This is a genomic window from Lactiplantibacillus fabifermentans DSM 21115 (genome assembly GCF_000498955.2).
GTDB classification, from domain to species: Bacteria; Bacillota; Bacilli; order Lactobacillales; family Lactobacillaceae; genus Lactiplantibacillus; species Lactiplantibacillus fabifermentans.
The window spans coordinates 71,824-92,773 of record NZ_AYGX02000083.1; the positions used below are offsets into that span (position 1 = coordinate 71,824).

At 46.0% G+C, this 20,950-nt stretch carries 16 protein-coding genes; 10 read left to right on the plus strand and 6 right to left on the minus strand.

The features are described 5' to 3' along the window. Nucleotides 1-17: 17 nt before the first annotated feature. The 6 genes from DY78_RS08145 to addA all read left to right on the plus strand — a co-directional run bounded on the left by DY78_RS08145 (nucleotide 18) and on the right by addA (nucleotide 10,437). Complete coding sequence (locus DY78_RS08145) at nucleotides 18-935, plus strand: dihydroorotate dehydrogenase (RefSeq protein WP_024623572.1); 918 nt, start codon at nucleotides 18-20, stop codon at nucleotides 933-935. Then, nucleotides 932-1,654 (plus strand): orotidine-5'-phosphate decarboxylase, encoded by a 723-nt coding sequence (gene pyrF / locus DY78_RS08150; RefSeq protein ID WP_024623571.1) that lies wholly within the window; start codon nucleotides 932-934, stop codon nucleotides 1,652-1,654. Before DY78_RS08145 ends, pyrF begins: the two co-directional genes overlap by 4 nt. Beyond that, complete coding sequence (pyrE, locus tag DY78_RS08155) at nucleotides 1,647-2,285, plus strand: orotate phosphoribosyltransferase (RefSeq protein WP_024623570.1); 639 nt, start codon at nucleotides 1,647-1,649, stop codon at nucleotides 2,283-2,285. The genes pyrF and pyrE overlap by 8 nt, the downstream gene beginning before the upstream one ends. A 150-nt stretch (nucleotides 2,286-2,435) precedes the next feature. Further along, entirely contained in the window at nucleotides 2,436-2,771 is a 336-nt protein-coding gene (locus DY78_RS08160) for a DUF1648 domain-containing protein (RefSeq protein ID WP_024623569.1), read from the plus strand. 294 nt (nucleotides 2,772-3,065) lie between these two features. Further along, a complete protein-coding gene (locus DY78_RS08165) occupies nucleotides 3,066-6,683 on the plus strand; it encodes a PD-(D/E)XK nuclease family protein (protein ID WP_024623568.1) in 3,618 nt (1,205 codons plus the stop codon). Continuing rightward, nucleotides 6,676-10,437: a helicase-exonuclease AddAB subunit AddA gene (addA, locus tag DY78_RS08170; protein ID WP_024623567.1), complete on the plus strand. Its 3,762-nt coding sequence runs from the start codon at nucleotides 6,676-6,678 to the stop codon at nucleotides 10,435-10,437. The genes DY78_RS08165 and addA overlap by 8 nt, the downstream gene beginning before the upstream one ends. Nucleotides 10,438-10,476: 39 nt before the next feature. Here the strand turns inward: addA and DY78_RS08175 are convergent, their stop codons facing one another. Next, nucleotides 10,477-10,998, minus strand: coding sequence for a GNAT family N-acetyltransferase (locus DY78_RS08175; protein WP_024623566.1), 522 nt, complete (start codon nucleotides 10,996-10,998; stop codon nucleotides 10,477-10,479). A 135-nt stretch (nucleotides 10,999-11,133) separates the two neighbouring features. Here DY78_RS08175 and DY78_RS08180 point away from each other — a divergent pair, with 135 nt between their 5' ends. Next, complete coding sequence (locus DY78_RS08180) at nucleotides 11,134-11,778, plus strand: SDR family oxidoreductase (protein WP_024623565.1); 645 nt, start codon at nucleotides 11,134-11,136, stop codon at nucleotides 11,776-11,778. A 63-nt stretch (nucleotides 11,779-11,841) separates the two neighbouring features. Here the strand turns inward: DY78_RS08180 and dapA are convergent, their stop codons facing one another. Then, on the minus strand, nucleotides 11,842-12,711 hold the full coding sequence (gene dapA, locus DY78_RS08185) for a 4-hydroxy-tetrahydrodipicolinate synthase (protein WP_024623564.1): 870 nt from the start codon (nucleotides 12,709-12,711) through the stop codon (nucleotides 11,842-11,844). A 17-nt stretch (nucleotides 12,712-12,728) separates the two neighbouring features. Beyond that, nucleotides 12,729-13,892 carry an aminotransferase class I/II-fold pyridoxal phosphate-dependent enzyme gene (locus DY78_RS08190; RefSeq protein ID WP_024623563.1) on the minus strand — a complete coding sequence of 388 codons (1,164 nt, stop codon included), beginning with the start codon at nucleotides 13,890-13,892 and terminating at the stop codon, nucleotides 12,729-12,731. Between the two features lie 100 nt (nucleotides 13,893-13,992). On the opposite strand from DY78_RS08190, the gene pdxR reads away from it, so the two are divergent. Beyond that, entirely contained in the window at nucleotides 13,993-15,366 is a 1,374-nt protein-coding gene (gene pdxR / locus DY78_RS08195; protein ID WP_024623562.1) for a MocR-like pyridoxine biosynthesis transcription factor PdxR, read from the plus strand. A gap of 47 nt (nucleotides 15,367-15,413) precedes the next feature. Here pdxR and DY78_RS08200 read toward each other — a convergent pair whose 3' ends face one another. From DY78_RS08200 to DY78_RS08210, 3 genes are all read right to left on the minus strand, one after another. Beyond that, nucleotides 15,414-15,782, minus strand: a complete 369-nt coding sequence (locus tag DY78_RS08200) for a hypothetical protein (RefSeq protein WP_024623561.1) — start codon at nucleotides 15,780-15,782, stop codon at nucleotides 15,414-15,416. A 114-nt stretch (nucleotides 15,783-15,896) separates the two neighbouring features. After that, nucleotides 15,897-17,363: a glucose-6-phosphate dehydrogenase gene (gene zwf, locus DY78_RS08205; RefSeq protein ID WP_024623560.1), complete on the minus strand. Its 1,467-nt coding sequence runs from the start codon at nucleotides 17,361-17,363 to the stop codon at nucleotides 15,897-15,899. Between the two features lie 115 nt (nucleotides 17,364-17,478). Next, on the minus strand, nucleotides 17,479-17,832 hold the full coding sequence (locus tag DY78_RS08210; RefSeq protein ID WP_024623559.1) for an SdpI family protein: 354 nt from the start codon (nucleotides 17,830-17,832) through the stop codon (nucleotides 17,479-17,481). A 231-nt stretch (nucleotides 17,833-18,063) separates the two neighbouring features. On the opposite strand from DY78_RS08210, the gene DY78_RS08215 reads away from it, so the two are divergent. Next, a complete protein-coding gene (locus tag DY78_RS08215) occupies nucleotides 18,064-19,449 on the plus strand; it encodes a class II fumarate hydratase (RefSeq protein WP_024623558.1) in 1,386 nt (461 codons plus the stop codon). Between the two features lie 26 nt (nucleotides 19,450-19,475). Beyond that, complete coding sequence (locus DY78_RS08220; RefSeq protein WP_024623557.1) at nucleotides 19,476-20,648, plus strand: MDR family MFS transporter; 1,173 nt, start codon at nucleotides 19,476-19,478, stop codon at nucleotides 20,646-20,648. Nucleotides 20,649-20,950 lie beyond the last annotated feature (302 nt).

The window sequence follows — 20,950 nt, forward strand, 5'->3', positions numbered from 1 at the left end:
TAGAAAAGGGGATCAGCATGGAACGATTAGCAGTTAATTTAGCCGGGGTAACTTTAAAAAATCCAGTGATGCCCGCCAGTGGAACCGCCGCTTATGGGCAAACGATGGCGCAACAATTAGACTTGAGTGCATTAGGTGGCTTAGTCATTAAGTCGACGACCGCCGAACCGCGCGAAGGTAACGCCCGGCCAACGACCGCGCCAACTACGGCTGGTTGGTTAAATGCGATTGGCTTGAAAAATCCGGGAATTACCGCCGTGATGCAAGACCGCTTGCCATGGTTGGCGCAACATTATCCGGATTTACCAATTGTCGGCAGTGTCGCAGGTAGTACGATGGCCGAATATGTCGAAGTTGCTAAAAAAATGACGACTGCGCCCAATGTGAAGTTATTGGAAATCAATATTTCCTGCCCCAACGTTGAAAAAGGGGGCTTGGCCTTCGGGACGGACCCGCAAATGGTCGAAACGTTAACGCGGGCCATTGTGGATGTGGTCGATAAGCCCGTCTTTATGAAGCTAACTCCGAATGTGACCGATATCGTGCCAATCGCGGCCGCGGCTGAAGCCGGTGGCGCCGACGGGTTAACGATGATTAATACGTTAACGGGCTTAGGTATTGATTTAAAGACGCGCAAACCAATTTTGGCGCACGGCACGGGCGGCTTATCGGGTAAGGCGATTCATCCCTTAGCCGTGCGGATGATTCATGAAGTGCGTCAGCAAACGAAGTTACCGATTATTGGGGTCGGGGGCGTCTTTACGCCCGCCGATGTCTTGGAATTTTATTTAGCCGGCGCCAACGCCGTTGAAGTGGGGGCCGCGACTTACGGTCATCCCACAGCTTGTACGGATATTATTGCCGGTTTGCCAGCTGAAATGGATAAATATGGGATTGCCAGCCTGCAACAATTGATTGCGGAGGTGCAAGGATGAAGCGACCAGTCATTATCGCCTTGGACTTTCCAACGGCGGACCAAGCCTTAAGCTTTTTAGACCAATTTCCAGCGACCCAACCGGTCACCGTCAAAATTGGGATGGAATTATTTTATGCAGCGGGTCCGGCGATTGTTAAAGCAATTCAAGCGCGCGGACACGCGGTCTTCCTCGATTTGAAATTGCATGATATTCCTAATACGGTGGAGTCGGCGATGCGCGTTTTAGGTCAGTTAGGAGTAACTTATACGACCGTTCATGCGGCTGGTGGGCATGTCATGTTAGCCGCTGCTAAAAGGGGCCTCGTTGCTGGGGCCACGGCGGCTGGATTACCCGCACCGAAGTTGTTGGCGATTACGCAACTGACATCTACCAATCAAGAAATTTTAAATGATGATCAACAAATTCCAGGTTCAGTCCGTGATAGCGTGGTACATTATGCGGCAGTCGCGCAAGCTAGCGGGTGTGATGGTGTCATTTGTTCCGCCCAAGAAGTCAGTGCGATTCATGCCGCCGCGGGGCCAGATTTTCTTGGCATCACCCCCGGCATTCGTCCTAAAAATGCCGCAGCTGGTGACCAACAACGGGTGATGACACCCAGTGCGGCCGCTCAAGCCGGTAGTAACGGGTTAGTCGTGGGCCGGCCAATCACGCAAGCTGATGATCCTTTAACCGCTTACCAACAAATTGTCGCAGAATGGAGTAATTCAAATGACTGAAATCGCAGCAACAATTGCAACCGACTTATTAAGTATTCAGGCCGTTACTTTACGACCAAATGACCCATTTACTTGGGCAAGTGGTATTCATAGTCCAATTTACACAGATAACCGCTTGACGATTTCTTATCCCACCGTTCGGCAACATATTGCCCAAGGAATTGCCGATATTATCAAACGTGATTATCCAGCAACGGAAGTAATTGCGGGTGTCGCGACGGCGGGGATTCCCCATGCGGCCTGGGTCGCTCAAATTCTGAACTTACCATTGATTTATGTCCGCTCAAAGCCGAAAGATCATGGTGCTGGCCGTCAAATCGAAGGCGTCTTAAAAGCTGGCGAAAAAGTGGTCATGCTCGATGACTTAATTTCAACTGGTGGTAGTGTGTTACAAGCGGCCAAAGCAGTGCAAGCTGAAGGTGGCGACATTCAAGCCGTTGGTTCAATTTTTAGTTATCAATTAGCTGCGGCCACCACAAACTTTGCCGCCGCTAAGTTACCACTGTTTAGTTTGTCGAATTATTCGACGTTGATTGAAGTCGCTCGTCAACAAGATGACATTAATGATGATGAGTTAGCGTCCTTACACGCTTGGCGTCAAGATCCTGAAAATTGGGGTCAACAACATTAGCTTCAATAAAAAACGACTAGTCTAATGGATTAGTCGCTTTTTTTATTGGCATGGGACTTAGCGGCGGACAATCGTTTTAGTACAAGCGTGGATACTGTTGGCTTTTAGCATTCAGCGCTATAATGACTTCATTAGAGAGGTGGTTAGCAAATGCAGAAGGTTTCGTGGATTTACGGTAGTTTAGCACTTGGCTTGTGGCTAATTACGGCCATCTTGTTTGGCCTGGCACCGACTCGGATTGTCTGGCATATTTCAGCTGACGGTCAGATTAATAGTTGGGGGAGTCGCTGGGTGCTATGGGCTTTTCCGACCATCTTTTCAATTATTATGGCCGGTTTGTTATGGGGGGCGCAGACGTTGCGACGCGGCCCTCATGCGGTGCGAGGACCGCAGCTGAGTTCACTCGAAAAATGGTGGTTATTGGGACTAGTGGCCTTCGCCATTGCTTGTATTGGAACGATGTTAGTTTTAGTTTATCATCGGTAAAAAAATTGTGTTTCGTCGGAATCTAGTCATTGATTACGGCGTTTTTTGTTGTACGATTATTAATGATGAACGGTTAATAAAGATGGTTGCAAATATTTATTGCAATTTTTTTCAAATCTTCAAAATTGACATTAAACCGCTAACGAAGAATGTCCTACAGATAATTATATTCATAACTAAAATTAGTGTTGAACGCGTTCGGTTTGATGACTGTTGTTAGCAATAAAAGTATGCGATAATAACGTCATCAGCAAGAACGTACGTTCGAATCAACCTTAAGAGGAGGAATTTTTTGTGACCTTACAATTTGTGATAGGACCAGCCAAGTTCGACCATCGGAGCCCGATGGTGGCCCAATTAGTCGCTAAACAAGCGCAAGTCGCCGCTGGGGATGAATTCTTTTACTTAGTTCCGGATCACATTAAGTTTGATACAGAAGTTGATATTTTGAAGCGTTTGGCGCAGGCCAAGCATCAAGATAAACTATCAGCGCAATCGCAAGTACAGATTTTTTCCTTTACGCGGCTAGCTTGGTATTTAATGAAGAATGAACCGGCATATCAAGTACCACGGCTTTCAAATGCCGGGATTAATATGTTGCTGTTTCGCATTATGCGCGAACACGCCAGCGAGTTGCAATTATTCAGTGGCGAAATCTCGCAAACGGGCTTCATCGGTCAATTAGCCCGCGAAATCAAAGAACTACAGTTAGCTAATTTGGCGCCTGAAGATGTGACCCAGTTGGCGATGAACGCCCAAGCTGGTGACCTGAAAGCGAAACTACACGATTTAGCGATTGTCTATGCCGACTTTGTTGCGGCGACTGCCGAAACTTACTTGAAACCGGCCGACGTGTTGGCGCAATTAAATCGCTACTTGCAACAGCAAGATTTGCATCACATGCATATTTATTTTGAACTTTCTGGCTCAGCCCAACTGGATGCGCAAGAACAAGGTATTTTAACGACGATGTTAGAACGCGGTGCCAATGTGACCATTAGTCTGATTTTGGACCGGGAGTATCAAGAACAACTTCCAGAGCAAGGAACGTTGTTTTACCAAACTGGACGCCTGTATTTTCGATTGTATCAGTATGCCCAAATTCGTAAAGTTGCCGTGTTACCAACAATCAAGGCCGAAAATTTACGGGTAACTGCCGGCCTAGCCGCGTTAGACGATTTTTGGCGCGGCCAAACTTTGCGTGAGAAACCGGAATATAATGCCAATATTCACTACTTTCAAACAGATACCCGCCAAACAGAAGTGGCCCAAGTTGCGCGCCAAATTCGACAGCTGATTGCCGCTAGTCATGGGCAATTGCATTACCGCGATTTCTTGGTTTTAACGCGTCATTTGAACAATTACGAAACGATGTTAGCGCCGATCATGCATGGGATGGATATCCCATATTTCGTTGATTTAAAGCGCTCAATGGCCGACCATCCACTGGTTGAGTTAATCTCGGCTTTATTTGAATTAGGAGATAAGAAGTACCAGTATCAGGATGTTATGCGCGTTTTAAAGACCGAATTGTTATTACCGACAATTGAAGTCGCCGGTAAAAAGGTACCGATGCCGGCACAAGATTATCGTCAGGCAGTTGATTTAACGGAAAATTTCATTTTGAAAACGGGTTATAGTGGTAACCGGTGGACGCAACGTACGGATTGGCAATATTTCCAATTGAATCAAGGAGATGCCGGGGTTGAAACGGAAAAGAGCCAGGCGGTTTCTGACCAAATTAACTTAATCCATCACTTTGTCGGTAACGTCTTTCCGCCGTTTTATCGGCAGCTCGCTGCGGCCCAAGATGGACGCCAGGCGGCCAAGATTTTATATAATTTCTTGGTCGGACATGGCGTTGATAAACAGCTGATGGCTTGGCGTGACCAAGCGTTGGCGGAACAACGAGTGGAAGCGGCAGCTGAACCAGAACAAACGTGGCAAACATTCTGTGACATGTTGGATGAATATGTCACCATTTTGGGGAACGCGCCCTTTGAGCCGGATGATTTCTTAGCGTTGTTACAAGCTGGTTTTGAGGGTGCTTCCTATTCACAGATTCCCTCAACGTTAGACCAAGTGCTAGTGTCCGAAAGTGAAATGGTGCAGACCCAAAATCGGAAAGTCGTTTTTCTAATGGGCGCGACAGACTTAGTAATGCCAGACCGAATTATGGATAATAATTTGCTGAGTGATGTCGATAAGGAAAGTTTGAAACCGGCCTTAGATGAATTGGATGGCGAACACTATTTAAGTGATTCCGCGGTCATTCAATTAGGGGACGAACGTTTCTTGAGCTATTTATCCTTCTTGAATGCCAAACAAGATTTGTATTTGAGTGTGCCGTTAAAAGATGACCAAGGCGGCAACGTCAGTTGGTCTAATTACGTTAAACAGATTGCAAGCTATTTCTCGCCGCAACCAAAAGATATGCCAACGGTACCTGCGTCGGTTTATTTAAGTACCCCCGATGCGACCCAAGGTAACTTTTGGCCGTATGTGGGGACCAAACGACGGACGATTAGTCACATCATTCAGGCTTATCGTGAAATCTTAACCACTAATACGGACCGTAATCGGGTGGGCGAGCCCATCAAGCCAGCATCTGTTTGGGTTTGGCTGCGCCGACAACTCGTTAATGATGCGCAATTTGGTGACTTAGCCCAACAATTATTAGCAGGTTTGAGCTATCGCAATGTACCAGTGCCATTGACGCAAAAAAGTGTTGACGACCTCTATCATCAAGATATTTATACGTCGATTTCTAAGCTAGAAGAGTTTTATCGTAATCGTTACGCTTACTTTTTGAAATATGGCCTAAAGTTACGGGAGCGCGATGTCTTTGAACTGTCACCGGCAAGCACGGGCGAATTTTTCCACGCCGTTTTGGACCAACTGGTGAAGGCTGTTCGTGACGATCAATTAGCTCTCCGTGATTTGAATGATGCCCAACTTGATAAATATTTATCGGTAGTGACGATTGCCGTCTTAGATCAACCGCAATTTGAAATTTTGTCGAGCTCTAATCGGATGAGTTATGTCCGCCAACAGTTAATTAATACGGTCCGCCAAATTGCCTTTGCTATTCGCAATCAAAGTAAGTTATCTGCTGCTAAACCAACCCAAACTGAATTGCTGTTTGGTAATGTGAACCATGAAGCAGGTCTCAAAGCATTAGACTTTCAAGTGGATGCGAACCATGCCGTCCATGTCCGCGGGAAGATTGACCGCTTAGACCAAATTCAAGTTGCTGACCAAGCTTATCTTGGAATTGTTGATTATAAATCTTCTGTGAATAAGTTTGACTTTGAACAAGCTTACTATGGTTTGGCCATGCAGATGCTGACGTATTTGGATGCGGTTTTAGCGAATGAAAATGACATCATGGGTGAGCAATCAGATAAGGTTAAGCTTGCTGGGGCGTTATATATGCACATTCAAAATCCAACGTTGAAACCGAAAGATTTGAGTGCCGGTTTTGAAGATGCGTTATTAAAGGCGAACCGATATCAAGGCATTTTACTAAATGACCCCGAGTTATTGTCACAACTAGATAGTGATGCTCGTGAAAATTATGGTTCTTCCAAAGTGTATCCTTTCCGGCACAATAAGACTGGTGATGTTTATAAATCGTCTAGCTTAGTCACTGAAGATGACTTGGACGCCCTGATTGCCCATAACGAAACTTTAATTGTGAAAGCCGCTGAAGCAATCTTTGCCGGGGCGCTGGACATCAATCCCGTGCGTTTTGACGATAAGACGACGGCGTTGCAATATTCGCCATACTTGTCGATTATGCAGTTTGATGCGATGCTACCAGAAAATAATTATCACGATTTAGTCTCATTATCACCAAAAGATGTTATTGATCGGATTTCAGCAGAACAAGGAGGGCCTGCTCATGCCTAAATATACCGAAAGCCAACAAGCGGTCATTGATCAGACCGGCAATAATTTGTTAGTTTCAGCTTCCGCCGGCTCAGGAAAAACGACGGTCTTGATTCAACGAATTATGCGTAAAATTGAGGCTGGCATTAATATTGACCAACTATTAGTTGTGACGTTTACGAACTTAGCGGCTAAGCATATGAAACAAAAGTTGGAAGCTGAATTGAATAAACGCATCACGAAATTAATGAAAGCTGATACGGCTTCGGACCAAGTCCGGCGGTTACGGCAACAAATTAATTTATTGGGCGTCGCTAATATTAGTACGCTGGATGCGTTTTGTTTACGGCTGATTCAACGGTACTATTATGTCATTGATTTAGACCCGGTCTTTCGGCTGTTGACTGATAATACGGAAGGGTTATTGATTCGAGAACAAGTTTGGAATGACGTGCGTGAACAGCTATACGGTGATGAAAACCAAGGACCAGTTTTTGCGGCATTGACGAGCAACTTTTCAAATGACCGCAATGATGACGGACTTAGCAGTGTCGTAATGCGGCTGTTTGACTTTGCCCAATCAACGCCCGACCCTGATGATTGGTTAGACCATCTGGCGGATGCTTATCAACTATCCAGTGACCAGATTGCCGCATCCGACTATTATCAACAGTCGTTATTGCCGTTATTAAGAACGGATTTGAGTAATGCGATTAGTAGTACGAAAGCCGCGATTAAAATTGCGGAAAATAATGAATTACTGCCCAAAAATATTGAAGCGTTAACGCAATTGAATCAAGACCTTAATATTTTGCATAATCAATTGGGGAGCTTGGATTGGAATACGTTACGCGATACGATTGATAGTTTCAAATTTCCACGGTTAAAGAAGAAGTATCCAGATGATATCCAAACAGCGGCGGCTCAACAGATGGGGGCCAATGTGGATGCGGCGAAGGATAGTGTTCGTGGCATCAACACACAATATTTAGTCACGGATGAAGGCACGATGTTAGATGTGATGGCGGGTTCTGCGGCGATGGTCAATGCGCTAGTTACGGCCGTTAAGCAATTCAAAGCAGCGTTTGCTGCTGAAAAACGGCGCCGCCACGTATTGGATTTTGGCGACTTGGAACATTTGGCGTTAGAGATTTTAACGACTGATTCAGAAAGTGGCCGTGGGGCACTACAACAAATGCGGGCACAGTTTGATGAAGTTATGGTGGATGAATATCAAGATATCAACAGCTTGCAAGAAAAGATCTTACAGTTGTTGTCGCGCGAGACGCCCGGCAATATGTTTATGGTCGGCGACGTTAAACAATCGATTTATCAATTCCGGTTGGCCGACCCATTGCTGTTTCTGCATAAATATCAAGACTATGGGGATAATCCTGCACATGGTGATCGGATTGTGTTAGCTGAAAACTTCCGTTCAGTTGAAAATGTGGATAATTTGACGAACTTGATTTTTAGTCAGCTGATGGATGCGCCGGTCGGACAAATTGATTACGATGAAGCTGCCCATTTAAAGTATGGGCCGAAAGACTATCCGGCAACGATGCCACAAACGACGAGCGTGTTGCTCTATCAAACGGGCGAAAAGAAAAAGGCTAATCAGGGGCCAGCTGAACCACTCTCGCCTGAAGAAGAAGCCAATTTTTCAATTGATGATCCCGCTGAAGGTAGTATCATGATGGTTGCCCAAAAGATTCTCGCCTTGAAGGCAATGGACCGGCCGATTTATGACCGGGGGACGGGCGAATTCCGGCCATTCAAGTACAGTGATGTGGCTTTATTGGTTCCAACTCGTAATCATAATTTAACGATTATTGACATTTTTAAACGGCTGCAAATACCGATTGTCGTTAATGACGCCCAGAACTATTTTCAAACGACTGAAATTCGCATTATGATGGCGTTACTGAGCGTGATTGATAATCCGTATCAAGATATTCCAATCGTCACGGTCTTGCGGTCACCAATTGTTGGTTTAGATGAAAATCAACTGGTCTATTTACGTATCCAAAATAAAACGAGTGATTATTTCCAAGCAGTCCGTGATTTTCACGATAATTATCCCGCTAAGTTGGACCATAACGATTATGGCGATGCGGTCTTTGCTAAAATTGACCGCTTCTTAGATCAACTGACGGAGTTTCGTGAATTAGCCCGGCGTAATCAATTAGTTACTTTGATTTGGCGAATCTATGAACGCACCGGTTTCTTAGACTATGTTGGCGGCATGCCGGCTGGTAAGCAGCGCCAAGCCAACTTGAATGCGTTGTATGAACGTGCCCATATGTATGAACAAGGCAGCTTCCGCGGACTATTCCAATTTGTCCGGTTTATCCAAAAAATGCAGGATAAAGACCAAGATTTAGCAGAAGCCGTGGCGGAAACTGAAACTGAAGCCGTGAGTGTCATGACGATTCATGGGAGTAAAGGACTGGAATTTCCAGTCGTCTTTGTCATGGATATGAGTAAGAATTTCAATGAAATGGATACGCGGACGAGTGCCTTAATGGACCGGGAAGCGGGGATTGGAATTACTTATTTGGACCCTAAACAGCGCGTGAAATATCCAACTTTGCCACAGATGATTACCAAACAAGTCGTGGGCAAAAAATTTCGGGCCGAAGAAATGCGGAAACTGTACGTGGCCATCACACGCGCGGAACAACAACTTTATTTGGTCGGAACGATTGATACGATTGAAAATGCCAGTGCCAAATGGCAAAAGAATTTATCATATCCTAATTTAGTGTTGAGTGCGCAAGCGCGGACCACCGCTAAGAGTGATTTAGATTGGCTCGGCATGACGCTGATTCGGCATCCGGATATGCAAGCCTATTGGGGCGATGAACAGCCGGCGTTTTCCTTAGCCGCTGACACGACCCATGTGCAAGTTGAACTTGGGGATGCTGACACGATTGGCAAGCCTGACACGAGTATGACTGACAGTGAAACGCAACCGAGTGCGGTTGAAATTGTGGAACAAGCTGTTTCACCGGATACCTTGGATGAAGGCGTCCAAGAAAAAATTCAAGCGATTTTAAACTTCAAATATCCCGACGCCAATTTAACGGTGACAACGGCTTATCAATCCGTGTCAGAAGTTAAACGGGTCTTTGAAGACCCTGATACACCGTTGATGCAAAGTAATTCAACCGTGACGGCTAAGGCCGCCGAACCAGTTAGTCGCTATGTGAGCGACCATCTGGCAGTGCCACAATTTTTACAAACGGCGCAAACGCCGAGTGGGGCGGAAATTGGGAGTGCCACGCATTTGATTTTAGAACAATTGCCGTTAACGGCGCCGATTACGACTGAAGTAGTGACGACGACGATTGCTAGTCAAGTTGAGCGGCGGGTGTTAACAGCTGATGTGGCGGAGAAAATTGATGTGGACAGCGTGGTGGGTTTTTATGCGAGTGAGCTTGGAACTCAAATTTTAGCTGCGCCGACTAAAGTGCATCGTGAAGTATCATTTTCGTTGTTGTTACCGGTCAATGAATTATCCGGTAATCCAGACGATGAGGACCACAAAGTATTAATTCATGGGATTATGGATGGATATTTAGAGACCGATGCGGGGTTGATTTTGTTTGATTACAAGACGGACCATGTTGAAGAACCTAGCGATTTACTGGAAAAATATGCTGGGCAAATCAAACTGTATGCGACCGCGTTGAAGTCGATTTATCCTGGTCAAACGGTGACCCAATATTTATATTCATTACCACAACAAGCGATGGTACCCGTGACCAATTAAAAAAATCACGTTCGGTTTTTAGCCGGACGTGATTTGTAGTTACAGTTTAATTTGGTAAGCATTGCGTTGGTCATCGGCATCATGGTCCATATAGACGATACCGCGGTAAGTAAAACCAGCTTTGAGGATGATGTGTTGCATCCGCTTGTTAGCGAGATGTGTATCTACCCGGATTTGTTGGAAGCCTTGTTGATAGCTCAAGGTCATCAAATTGCTGAAGAAAAAGTCGGCTAAGTGTGGGCCATGATAACCGCTGGCAATCGCAATCCGGTGAATGGAAGTGTAATGATCATCTTGGGCGTCATCCCAGGTACCGTTATAGATTTGAGCATAGTTCGGATCGGCGACATTGAGCAAGGCAGCATAACCAGCGACCGCGCCATCAACAATTAGCACCCAGGCTCGGTCGGCATCCAAGTCTTGTTGAATGTCACTAGTGCGGGGATAACCATCTTGCCATTGTGGAATTTGGTCGGCAGCGAGGGCAGCCCGGCCTTGTTCAATAATTGTCATAATTGCGTTTAAATCCGTATCAGTTGCCGTACGAACGTATTTTGCCATGATAGTCCTTCTCTCTGAATAATATTTCTAATTATATGTCGAAATGGGGTTGCTGACAAATCCAGAGCAGATTGATTTCAATCAGCTGGTCATTAGTTCTATAATAAAACTATTAATTAGCTGGGAGTGAGCAAAATGAAAGTATTTGTAATTGGTGCCCATGGTCAAATCGGTAAAAAGATTGTTTCAAAGTTAGTCGCCCAAGGTGATCAGGTATATGCAGGAATTCGCCATCCCGAACAAGCTGAAGCCTTCGAAGATGCGGGCGCCCAACCGGTCCAGTTTAATTTATTAGCTCAACCTGAAGAAATGGCGCTAGCCTTAAAGGGCATGGATGCCGTAGTCTTCGCGGCTGGTTCTGGTGGTTCTACCGGCTATGACATGACGTTGATGATTGATTTGGACGGCGCCGTCAAGTCAATGCAAGCAACGGAACTAGCTGGTATCAAACGCTATTTGATTATTAGCGCTGAATTTACGCCGGAACGCGCTAAGTGGCCGAATTCTTTGAAGCCATATTATGTGGCGAAGTATTACGCTGACGAATGGCTCAAGAATCGAACCCAATTGGCCTACACCATCTTGCAACCTGGAACGTTAGTCAATGATGCCGGCACCGGCAAAGTGACGCTCAATCCAACTGTTGGTGGCGAAATTACGCGTGATGACGTGGCCACGTTTGCGGTCCAAGCCATTAAGACAGATGGCACGATTGGTCAAACTATTGCTTTAATTAATGGTGATATGCCAATTGCCACAGCGGTTCAAAATACGAAATAAATAAAAACGGTGTGTGAGTTTGACTCGCACACCGTTTTTGACGATTGAAAGCTTATTTTTGATTTATGCCAGTGCCGTATTTAACGTAATTAGCTGGTCAGCAGTCAATGGTAAAATTGGCAACCGGGGTTCCCCAACGAGAACTTGTCGGTAATTTAAAGCAGCTTTGACCGGTGCTGGAGATGGGGCGCTAAATAAGGCAGCCATTTTCGGCAATAATGGCCGTTGAATTGCCGCCGCCGCTTGCCAATCACCGGTTTGTAAGGCTTGATATATGGCGGCCATTTCATCGCCGTAAAGATGACTGGCCACTGAAATGACGCCGTGGGCTCCTAAAACGCGAGCCGTTAGCGTTTGGTCATCTTCGCCGGTGTAAACGTAAAAATCACTAGGGGCTTGTTCAACGATGGCGGCAAGTTCGGCTTCACTAGTACATTGCTTAATCCCGATGATGTTAGGATTTTTAGCCAATTTGAGAACTGTCGCAACGTCCATTTTAACGACGACGCGTCCAGGAATGTTATAAATCATAATGGGTAAGCCACTTTTGTCAGCAATCGCGGTAAAATGCGCTAACATGCCGGCCTGGTCGGGCTTATTGTAAGGCGGCACAACGACTAGTGCCGCGTCAATGCCGGTAATTTGACTAACGCGACGGGTGAAGGCAATCGTGGCCGCTGTATTGTTGGAGCCGGTGTTCGCCATAATGGGGACACGGCCATTGACCATATGCGCCGTTGCTTCAAATAGCTGCAATTTTTCCGCGTCACTCAGGGTGGGACCTTCACCGGTAGTGCCACCGACTAAGATGCCTTGAGTGTGATGGGCCAACAAGTATTCAATCAGGTTCGCCAGCCGGTCATAGTCGACTTGTTGGTCGGCGTTAAAAGGAGTGACCATGGCCGTCATTAAATGGGCATTTTTAAAATTCATATTAATTCATTCCTCCGTTATTTAGACATTGTTTCGGCCCGCCACAGCGCTAAGTTATTCATACTATCGCGTAGCGCGGTTTGGCTGGCCGCGTAACTGATGCGAAACCAGCCTTCACCGGTGGCCCCGAATGCGGAGCCTGGAATCACGGCGACGTGGGCGGCATGGGCGAGTTCGGTGGCAAATTGCCAACTCGTACCGTGAAAATCAGCCGGCACTTGAGCAAAAACGTAAAAGGCCCCGGCTGGGTATAAATAATTAATACCAATTTCGCTTAAACGACTGACTAAGTAGTCGCGGCGTTGTTGGTAAATGGCGCGCATTTGGGGGCCGTCGTCGAAACCGTTAGTTAAGGCTTCAATCGCGGCAACTTGGCTAATAGAACTCGTTGAAGTAACCAAGTATTGATGCGTTTTTTTCATTTCGTTGATCAAGGCTTGCGGGGCCATAATGAACCCCATGCGCCAACCGGTCATGGCGTGGGACTTGGATAAGCCGTTAATCGTAATGGTGCGTTCGGGATACAAGGTCGCCAACGCGGTGTGCGGTTGCTCATACGTTAATTCACTGTAAATTTCATCACTGATGACAAGTATGCCGGCTTGCTTGATGACAGTTACGAGGGCTGCGAGTTCAGCTTGCGAATAAGTGACGCCGGTTGGATTAGCCGGATAGTTTAAAATAATGGCTTTCAAGTGGTCGGCCTGGTGTTGGTTAATTGCTGCCGCTAAAATTGCGGGGGTTAGTTTATAGCCACTGTGGGTCGTGTCGATGGGGATAACTTGCCCATGGGCCATTTCAACGACGGGTTCATAACTCGTATAACTTGGGGTTGGCAATAAGACGCCGTCACCTGGATTTAAAATCGTTAGTAAGGCCGTGGCGACGGCTTCAGTTGCGCCGACCGTCGCTAAGATTTCACTCGGGGCGTAGTTCAGCGCATACTTTTGATGGAAATAAGTACTGGCTGCTTGTTGAAGTTCTTGAAATCCCATGAGTGGTGAATAGTGGCTAAAGTCATCACGAATCGCTTCAATGCCCGCCTTTTTGACGTGAGCGGGGGTTGGCAAATCGGGCTCGCCAACGGTCAATTTAATAATATCGGGGACGTCACTGATGGCTTCATCAAAACGGCGAATACCGGAAACTTGGATGTTTTTAATAACTTGATTGGTTTGCATAACTTTAACTTCCTCTCGTGATGATTACCGACTATAATAGACGCTAACTGTCAGGTTAAAAATAGACAATTTTAAATAAAAAGAAAGGACAGTTGTGCAAATGCCATTAGACCGCCATGCCAACACCCCATTATATTTACAACTTTATCAGCAATTGCGGGACAGCTATGACCCGCAGACCATGGGTAATCGGAAATTATGGTCCATTCGTAAACAAGCTCAGAACTTAGCGGTGTCCAAAACAACGGTGGAACAAGCTTACGACCAATTGTTAGCGGAAGGTTACGTTTATACGGTTCCGGGCAGTGGGTATTATTATCATGATTTAAAACATTGGCCGAAAACTGCCAACACATCTGAACCAACGGTAACGTGTCAGCCGACCCCGCCACCAGTCAAATATGATTTTCGGTATGGAATCACGGAACAGTTATCCCCGAGTTGGAATAGTTGGAAAAAAGCGGTGCGCGAAGCTTTGCGGCAAGCTGAAAATCAACCGCCGATGCTGCCGGACGCCCAAGGTTTATTAGCTTTGCGGCAAGAATTAGTGCGTTTTTTGCGGCAGACGCGGGGCGTGACTTGTCGTGCTGAGCAGATTGTCATTACGAATGGGTCCAAAGAAGGGCTTAGTTTGTTGCTCAGCATTTTACCGCGGGGCACGGTTGGCATTGAAAATCCCGGTTATCGGGGCTTGAGTGATTTGGCGGCGGGGTATGGACATACGACGGTGGCATTGCCGGTAACGCCGACGAGAGTTTCGTTAACGGCGATTGCGGCCAAAAATCCACAGGTCGTTTATACGACGCCTGGGCACCAATTTCCCCTCGGCTATCCAATGCCCATCACGCAACGCCTGGCGTTATTGCAATGGGCCCATGACCAACAACGGTTGATTATTGAAGACGATTACGACAGTGCGTATCGTTATGATACGCAGCCAGTTCCGGCCTTACAATCGCTGGCTGCGGATGACCAAGTGGCGTACTTAGGGACTTTTGCGCGGGGGATTGACCCGACGTTGCGGATGGGGTACTTAGTCTTGCCCGAGCATTTAGTGGCAACCTATCACGCCCAATATCAATATCGTTCGGCAATGGTAGCGGGGCTGTTGCAACAAGCGATGGTCAATTATTTCACGAGTGGTGCCTACTATCGGCATCTGAGTCGTAACCGGGCGTTGAATCGGCAAAAATATCATTTGCTTAAAAAGTTATTGGGGCACCAAAAGGTCATTCAACCGATTCTAACGGGCGCCGGCTTGCATATTGTCGTTCGGATTCCCGATATCGCGCCGCATGAATTATTAACGGCATTAGCCGCGGTGCAAGTCCGGCTGTATCCGTTGAATTCGAACTGGCAGGCGATGCCGAGTTCTGATTATTATTTGCTGGGGTTTGCCGGGTTATCGCTGCCGGACCTGACGGCGGGAATCAAACAACTGATTGCGACTTGTGAACAATTACAACCGTCATAAAAAAATCCGTTACAATTGCCGTGGCAGTTGTAACGGATTTTTTTAGACTATTTTTGGCGTGGTAAGACAATATATTGGCGTTCAGTTTCAGCCAAGTCGTCGCGGTAGGCGGTGGCATAAGCGGTGAATTGTTCGTCTGGATCACTTTGCGGATCGACTAAAGGTTGATAGTGAATATGCGTATAGTCGGTGACATTGAACCCAAACTGAACCATCGTTTGGGTCACCATATCATTAACTTCGGCGGCGACCGCCGGATTTTCGACGCCCTGGTCGTTCAAAGCTTGCCGAGTGACATTTTGACCAATGGCCAGTTGTAGGGAATGAAAGACTTTATCCATCCACTCAATTTGTTCAGGGGGTAATTGGGCCCGCAACGCTGCGAAGTCGACTTGGGCTTTTTCTGAGTTATCCATAATAAACTCCTTTTTTGAATTCGGTTACATTTAGCTTTAAAAAAACTGCTGCTAATAACCAAATAAAGTTTCGATTACCAACAACAGCTATGTTACTTTTCAAAATTAATTAATTTAATCCTTATAAACCCATTGGCGATCATCACGCGTTAATAAGTCGTCGGCCGCTTGTGGGCCCATCGAACCAGGGGCGTAATTAGGAAATTCCGGTTGATGTTCATCCCAATACTTTTGAATAACATCAACGAACTTCCAAGAAGCCGCAACTTGATGCCAGTGTGTAAAGTTCGTCGCATCGCCGTTTAAAATATCATGTAATAAACGTTCGTAAGCTTCGGGACTGTCGGCTAATTCTTGCGCATCGTGTTGATAGTGCAAGTTGACTGGCATGGTGGCGAAGCCTTGACCAACTTGTTTACCAGTCATTTGTAAGTCAAAACCAGCTTCCGGTTCAACATTGATGGTTAAAACGTTAGTCGCTAATTGATTTTCCGCTGATAAATTTTGGAAAATATTCGTTAACGGTTGTTTGAAGACGACATCAATGCGGGTGAACTTGTCTTTCAACCGTTTCCCGGTCCGAACGTAGAACGGCACGCCAGACCAACGTTCGTTATCAATCATGATTTTACCGGCCACGAATGAATCCATCGTTGAGTCCGGTTCAATCTTGTCTTCTTGACGATAACCGGTGACGGTATCAGTCGCGCCGTATTGACCGCGAACGAAATTCGTTGAGACTTCGTCGGAGGTATATTGATGCAAACTTTCTAAGACTTTGACTTTTTCGGCGTTGACACCGTCTTCGTCAAAGTTAGCCGGTTGTTCCATCGTTAATAAGCTCAAGATTTGTAAAATATGGTTTTGAACCATATCGCGCAACGCGCCGCTATTATCGTAATACACGGCCCGTTCTTCCACGCCTAATTTTTCGCTCAACGTAATTTGGACGTTATCGATGTAGTCGTGGTTCCATAAAGCTTCCAAAATTTGATTACCAAAACGCATGGCCGGAATGTTTTGAATCATTTCCTTACCTAAATAATGGTCGATGCGATAAATTTGGTTTTCGTTGAAAGTTGCGGAAAGTTGGTCATTGAGTTCCTTGGCAGTCGCATAGTCGCGGCCAAAAGGCTTTTCGATGATCACGCGGTTGAAACCGTTGGGCGTTAAAATGTTTTCGGAACGTAAATGTGAGGCAATTGTCCCAAAGAAGTTCGGGGCCATCGCCAAATAGAAAATCCGATTACCTTGTAAGCCATATTGATCATCCAATTTTTGTGACAACTTTTTCAACGTGATGTAGTGTTGCACATCAGTCACATCGTGGGATTGATAATAAAAATGGCTGGCGAATTTTTGTACAAGGGCGTCATCAACATCTAAGTCCGCTAATGAATCCGCAATGACTTCGTGATAATGTTCATCGGTCCAAGGGCGCCGGGCCGTCCCAATGACGGCAAAATGGTCTTGCAGATACCCTTTGCGATATAAATTAAATAATGAAGGGTAGAGCTTCCGGCGGGCTAAGTCGCCAGTGCCACCAAAAATGGTGAACAGGGCAATTTTTTCTTTACTCATCAATTTCACTTCTTTACTAGGAATATTTATGATTATTTGGAATTAAGTTTCAAAATTGTAAAAGCTACCATTACCAATATTAAGCATTTGAGCTCAATGGTCAATTATTAAGCACTTATTGCTTAGAGTGGGGGTCATCAGGAAATTGGCGCCGCAATTCACGTTCCGTGGCGACAACTTGCAAGATTAGGCCAATTCCTAGTCCTAAAGCTTGCATGTTAACGCTTTGGAGCCACGTGATGTTGAAGACGCCCCCGATGAGCGCTCCGAGCAATAAGATCGTGAAGATCTCGATGCCGAACATTGTATAAAATCGTTGGGCAAAACGCCAAGTTTCTTCATTGTTAATGGCGCGGCGGGACATATAACCGGCTAATGAACGCATCTTTGGCATGCGGATTCGCTGATATATCCAAATCAATAAAATGACTAGGAAGGCCGCCGCTAGACCAAAGCTATTACTCGACATATTGCTACCTCGCTTTTCGTAAAATCAGCCGTTTTGGCGCGCTTGTTTATATTATAGCAATCATTAGGGTGACTAGTCGACAATCAGAATTAAAAAAGGTTATTTTAGAATTTATCCAATAATATTTATATCTTAATGGGGAAGCGGACCCCTAGTCGCATCAGTAGGCACAACCGCGTTGAGCGTGTATACTTAAACATAATAACAAAATTTTGAGGAGGATTTTTTTAGATGACAACTTATCGTGAAGAAGCCGACACCCTAGGACCGGTTAAAATTCCCGCAGATGCTTTATGGGGCCCGCAAACAGAGCGAAGTCGCCACAATTTCCCCCACGGCGCGTTAATGCCAGTACAAGTGATTCGCGCCTTATTACAAATTAAGCAAGCTGCGGCACAAGTCAATCAGAAATTAGGGACGTTGGCCCCGGCCAAAGCCGTGGTGATTGAACAAACCGTGCGTCAATTGTTAGCCTTAGATGATGCGGCGTTGATGGCGGACTTCCCGTTACACGTTTATCAGACGGGGTCCGGGACGCAGACTAATATGAACGTCAATGAAGTTTTAGCCCACTTAGCGGCTAAAATTGACCCGGCGACACCTGTATTGCTGAATGACGACTTAAACCAATCGCAAAGTTCGAACGATACGTTTCCAACCGCGATGAATATCGTGGCAACGTTAGCTTTAAAGCCTTTGGAAACCCAGTTAGAAGCTTTGATTGCAGCCTTAACGGTCAAGCAACAGCAATATTGGCGGACGGTTAAGATTGGCCGGACCCACTTGCAAGACGCGACGCCGTTGACCTTTGGGCAAGAAGTCAGTGGTTGGGTCAGCATGTTGCAACATGATTTACACTACTTGCAACAATTAGCACCAACGCTGTTAGAATTACCGATTGGTGGCACGGCAGTCGGAACTGGGTTAAATACGCAGCCTAGTTTTGCAACTGATATGACGACCCAACTGGCTGCGGCTTATGGGGTGGACTTTGTCACCGCCGATAATGACTTTGCCGGTTTGGCGGCCCATTCCGGACTGAATGTCGTGCATGGCGCGTTGAAAACGTTAGCGGCTGACCTGGTCAAGATTGGCAATGATATTCGCTTCTTAGCAAGTGGCCCGCGGGCGGGGTATGGCGAATTAACGATTCCGGCCAATGAACCGGGTTCATCGATTATGCCGGGTAAAGTCAACCCGACCCAGATTGAAGCCTTGACGATGGCCGCTGCGCGCGTGATGGGCAATGATACGACCATTGATTTTGCGGCTAGCCAAGGTAACTTTGAAATGAACGTTTACAAACCCGTAATTATCGCGGCCTTTTTGGAATCGACCGAATTATTGAGTGGGACGATTGAAGGCTTAACGACTAAATTAGTGGTTGGTTTAACGGTCAATGAGGACCGGATGCGGGCATTAGTCGACGAGTCATTGATGACCGTCACGGCGCTTTCACCACACATTGGGTACCATCATGCCGCTGAAATTGCCCAATTGGCTGAAAAAGAAGGCACTACTTTACGTACCGCCGCTTTGAAGACTGGCTATGTTCAAGGCGAAGATTTCGATCAATGGGTCGATCCTTTAAAGATGACTAATATTGATCGTCATTAATTTATAGAGAAACTCCGGGTGACAGCATGCAAAAAGAAGTCCGGCTACGGTGGTTATTTATTGCGAACTTGCTGAATAACGCCGGCGCCGCGTTCATGTGGCCGTTGACGACGGTCTACATGCACAATTATTTGAAACAAACCTTAACGTTTTCAGGGATCGTCTTATTTTGCATGTCCTTGGCAATGATTTTAGGTAATTATGTTGGCGGTCGCTTATTTGACCATTGGCGGCCGTACTATACGGCGTTGTTAGGCGGGACCATTTCGACGTTGACGTTGGCGACCTTAATTTTTTGGCACAGCTTGTGGCCATATGCCGCCGGGTTAATTATCGTTGGTTTTGGTGATGGGATTAGTATGACGGTCGTAAATTCGTATGCGGCCACGGTCACGACGAAGTCCAATCGCTACGTGTTCAACATGTTGTATTTAGCGTTGAATGTCGGGGTCGTGATTGGGACACTACTCGTCGGGTACTTACTCGACTTAGGGATTAATGTCGTGTTTGCCGTGACGACGGCTTGTTATATTGGCTTGATGGTGATTGTTTTGAGCACGTTCAATGTTGACGTCAACTCAATTACTAATGATGACCACGCGGAAAAACAGCGGGGCACCGATACGACGCCCGCCAGTCACCGCCAGTTAATTTGGACCATCTGCTTAATGATTTTTTCAATCTATATGAGTTACGCCTTATGGGAAAGTTTGTTGTCGGTCCACATGACAAACTTAGGGATTCCGTTCCGCAGTTACAGTGAAGTTTGGACGATCAATGGCTTGCTCATTATTGTGAGTCAGCCGATTGTGACCTTGTTCAACGAAAAGTTCAAAATTGGCACCCAAATTGGGTTTGGGATTACCTTATTTGCCTTATCGTTTTTAGGACTAGTCTTTGCCCGTCAATATATTGATTTTATTATTATCATGGTGGTGCTAACGATTGGGGAAGTTATTGGCTTACCAATCGTGCCTGCGTGGGTCGATGATATGGCAGCGCCCACGCAACGTGGTAAATATCAAGGGCGCTTCAATATGGCCTTGTCGCTTGGACGGGCTGTCGGGCCACTCTTCGGCGGGATGATGGTCGCACAATTTTCGTACGCCACGTTGTTTATGACGGTCACGATACTAATGTTAGTTACGTTAGCATTAGTACTCGTCAAGGCGCGTCGCGAACATTTGTGGAATGGTTAATAATTAGTTGCGTCAAAACATTGCCAATGAGACAAAAGTCTTCGAACGTTGACCTCCAGCAGGTTAACCTGTTGCTCGTATCGGGACCAGCTGGCGCCAAAAAGCGGTCGCTTGATTACACTTATTATATGAACAACTACAAGAAAGGATCCGCACTATTTGCTAGTGGCGGATCCTTTCTTGTAGTTGGTTATTGATGGCTATTTTTGATTAGACTAACTGTCATTGAAAATATTCAAACACAATTTCATATGGTAGATTGTAAAATTAATCCGAACGCTGTTCGGACAAAAAAGATCAGC

Bases quoted from the DNA above. Each gene is read 5' to 3' on its own strand.
- dapA (WP_024623564.1), bottom strand. From the start codon at position 12,711: ATGAATTTTAAAAATGCCCATTTAATGACGGCCATGGTCACTCCTTTT.
- DY78_RS08145 (WP_024623572.1), top strand. From the start codon at position 18: ATGGAACGATTAGCAGTTAATTTAGCCGGGGTAACTTTAAAAAATCCA.
- DY78_RS08180 (WP_024623565.1), top strand. From the start codon at position 11,134: ATGAAAGTATTTGTAATTGGTGCCCATGGTCAAATCGGTAAAAAGATT.
- DY78_RS08190 (WP_024623563.1), bottom strand. From the start codon at position 13,892: ATGCAAACCAATCAAGTTATTAAAAACATCCAAGTTTCCGGTATTCGC.
- zwf (WP_024623560.1), bottom strand. From the start codon at position 17,363: ATGAGTAAAGAAAAAATTGCCCTGTTCACCATTTTTGGTGGCACTGGC.
- pyrE (WP_024623570.1), top strand. From the start codon at position 1,647: ATGACTGAAATCGCAGCAACAATTGCAACCGACTTATTAAGTATTCAG.
- DY78_RS08210 (WP_024623559.1), bottom strand. From the start codon at position 17,832: ATGTCGAGTAATAGCTTTGGTCTAGCGGCGGCCTTCCTAGTCATTTTA.
- DY78_RS08175 (WP_024623566.1), bottom strand. From the start codon at position 10,998: ATGGCAAAATACGTTCGTACGGCAACTGATACGGATTTAAACGCAATT.
- addA (WP_024623567.1), top strand. From the start codon at position 6,676: ATGCCTAAATATACCGAAAGCCAACAAGCGGTCATTGATCAGACCGGC.
- pyrF (WP_024623571.1), top strand. From the start codon at position 932: ATGAAGCGACCAGTCATTATCGCCTTGGACTTTCCAACGGCGGACCAA.
- DY78_RS08220 (WP_024623557.1), top strand. From the start codon at position 19,476: ATGCAAAAAGAAGTCCGGCTACGGTGGTTATTTATTGCGAACTTGCTG.
- DY78_RS08160 (WP_024623569.1), top strand. From the start codon at position 2,436: ATGCAGAAGGTTTCGTGGATTTACGGTAGTTTAGCACTTGGCTTGTGG.
- DY78_RS08200 (WP_024623561.1), bottom strand. From the start codon at position 15,782: ATGGATAACTCAGAAAAAGCCCAAGTCGACTTCGCAGCGTTGCGGGCC.
- pdxR (WP_024623562.1), top strand. From the start codon at position 13,993: ATGCCATTAGACCGCCATGCCAACACCCCATTATATTTACAACTTTAT.
- DY78_RS08215 (WP_024623558.1), top strand. From the start codon at position 18,064: ATGACAACTTATCGTGAAGAAGCCGACACCCTAGGACCGGTTAAAATT.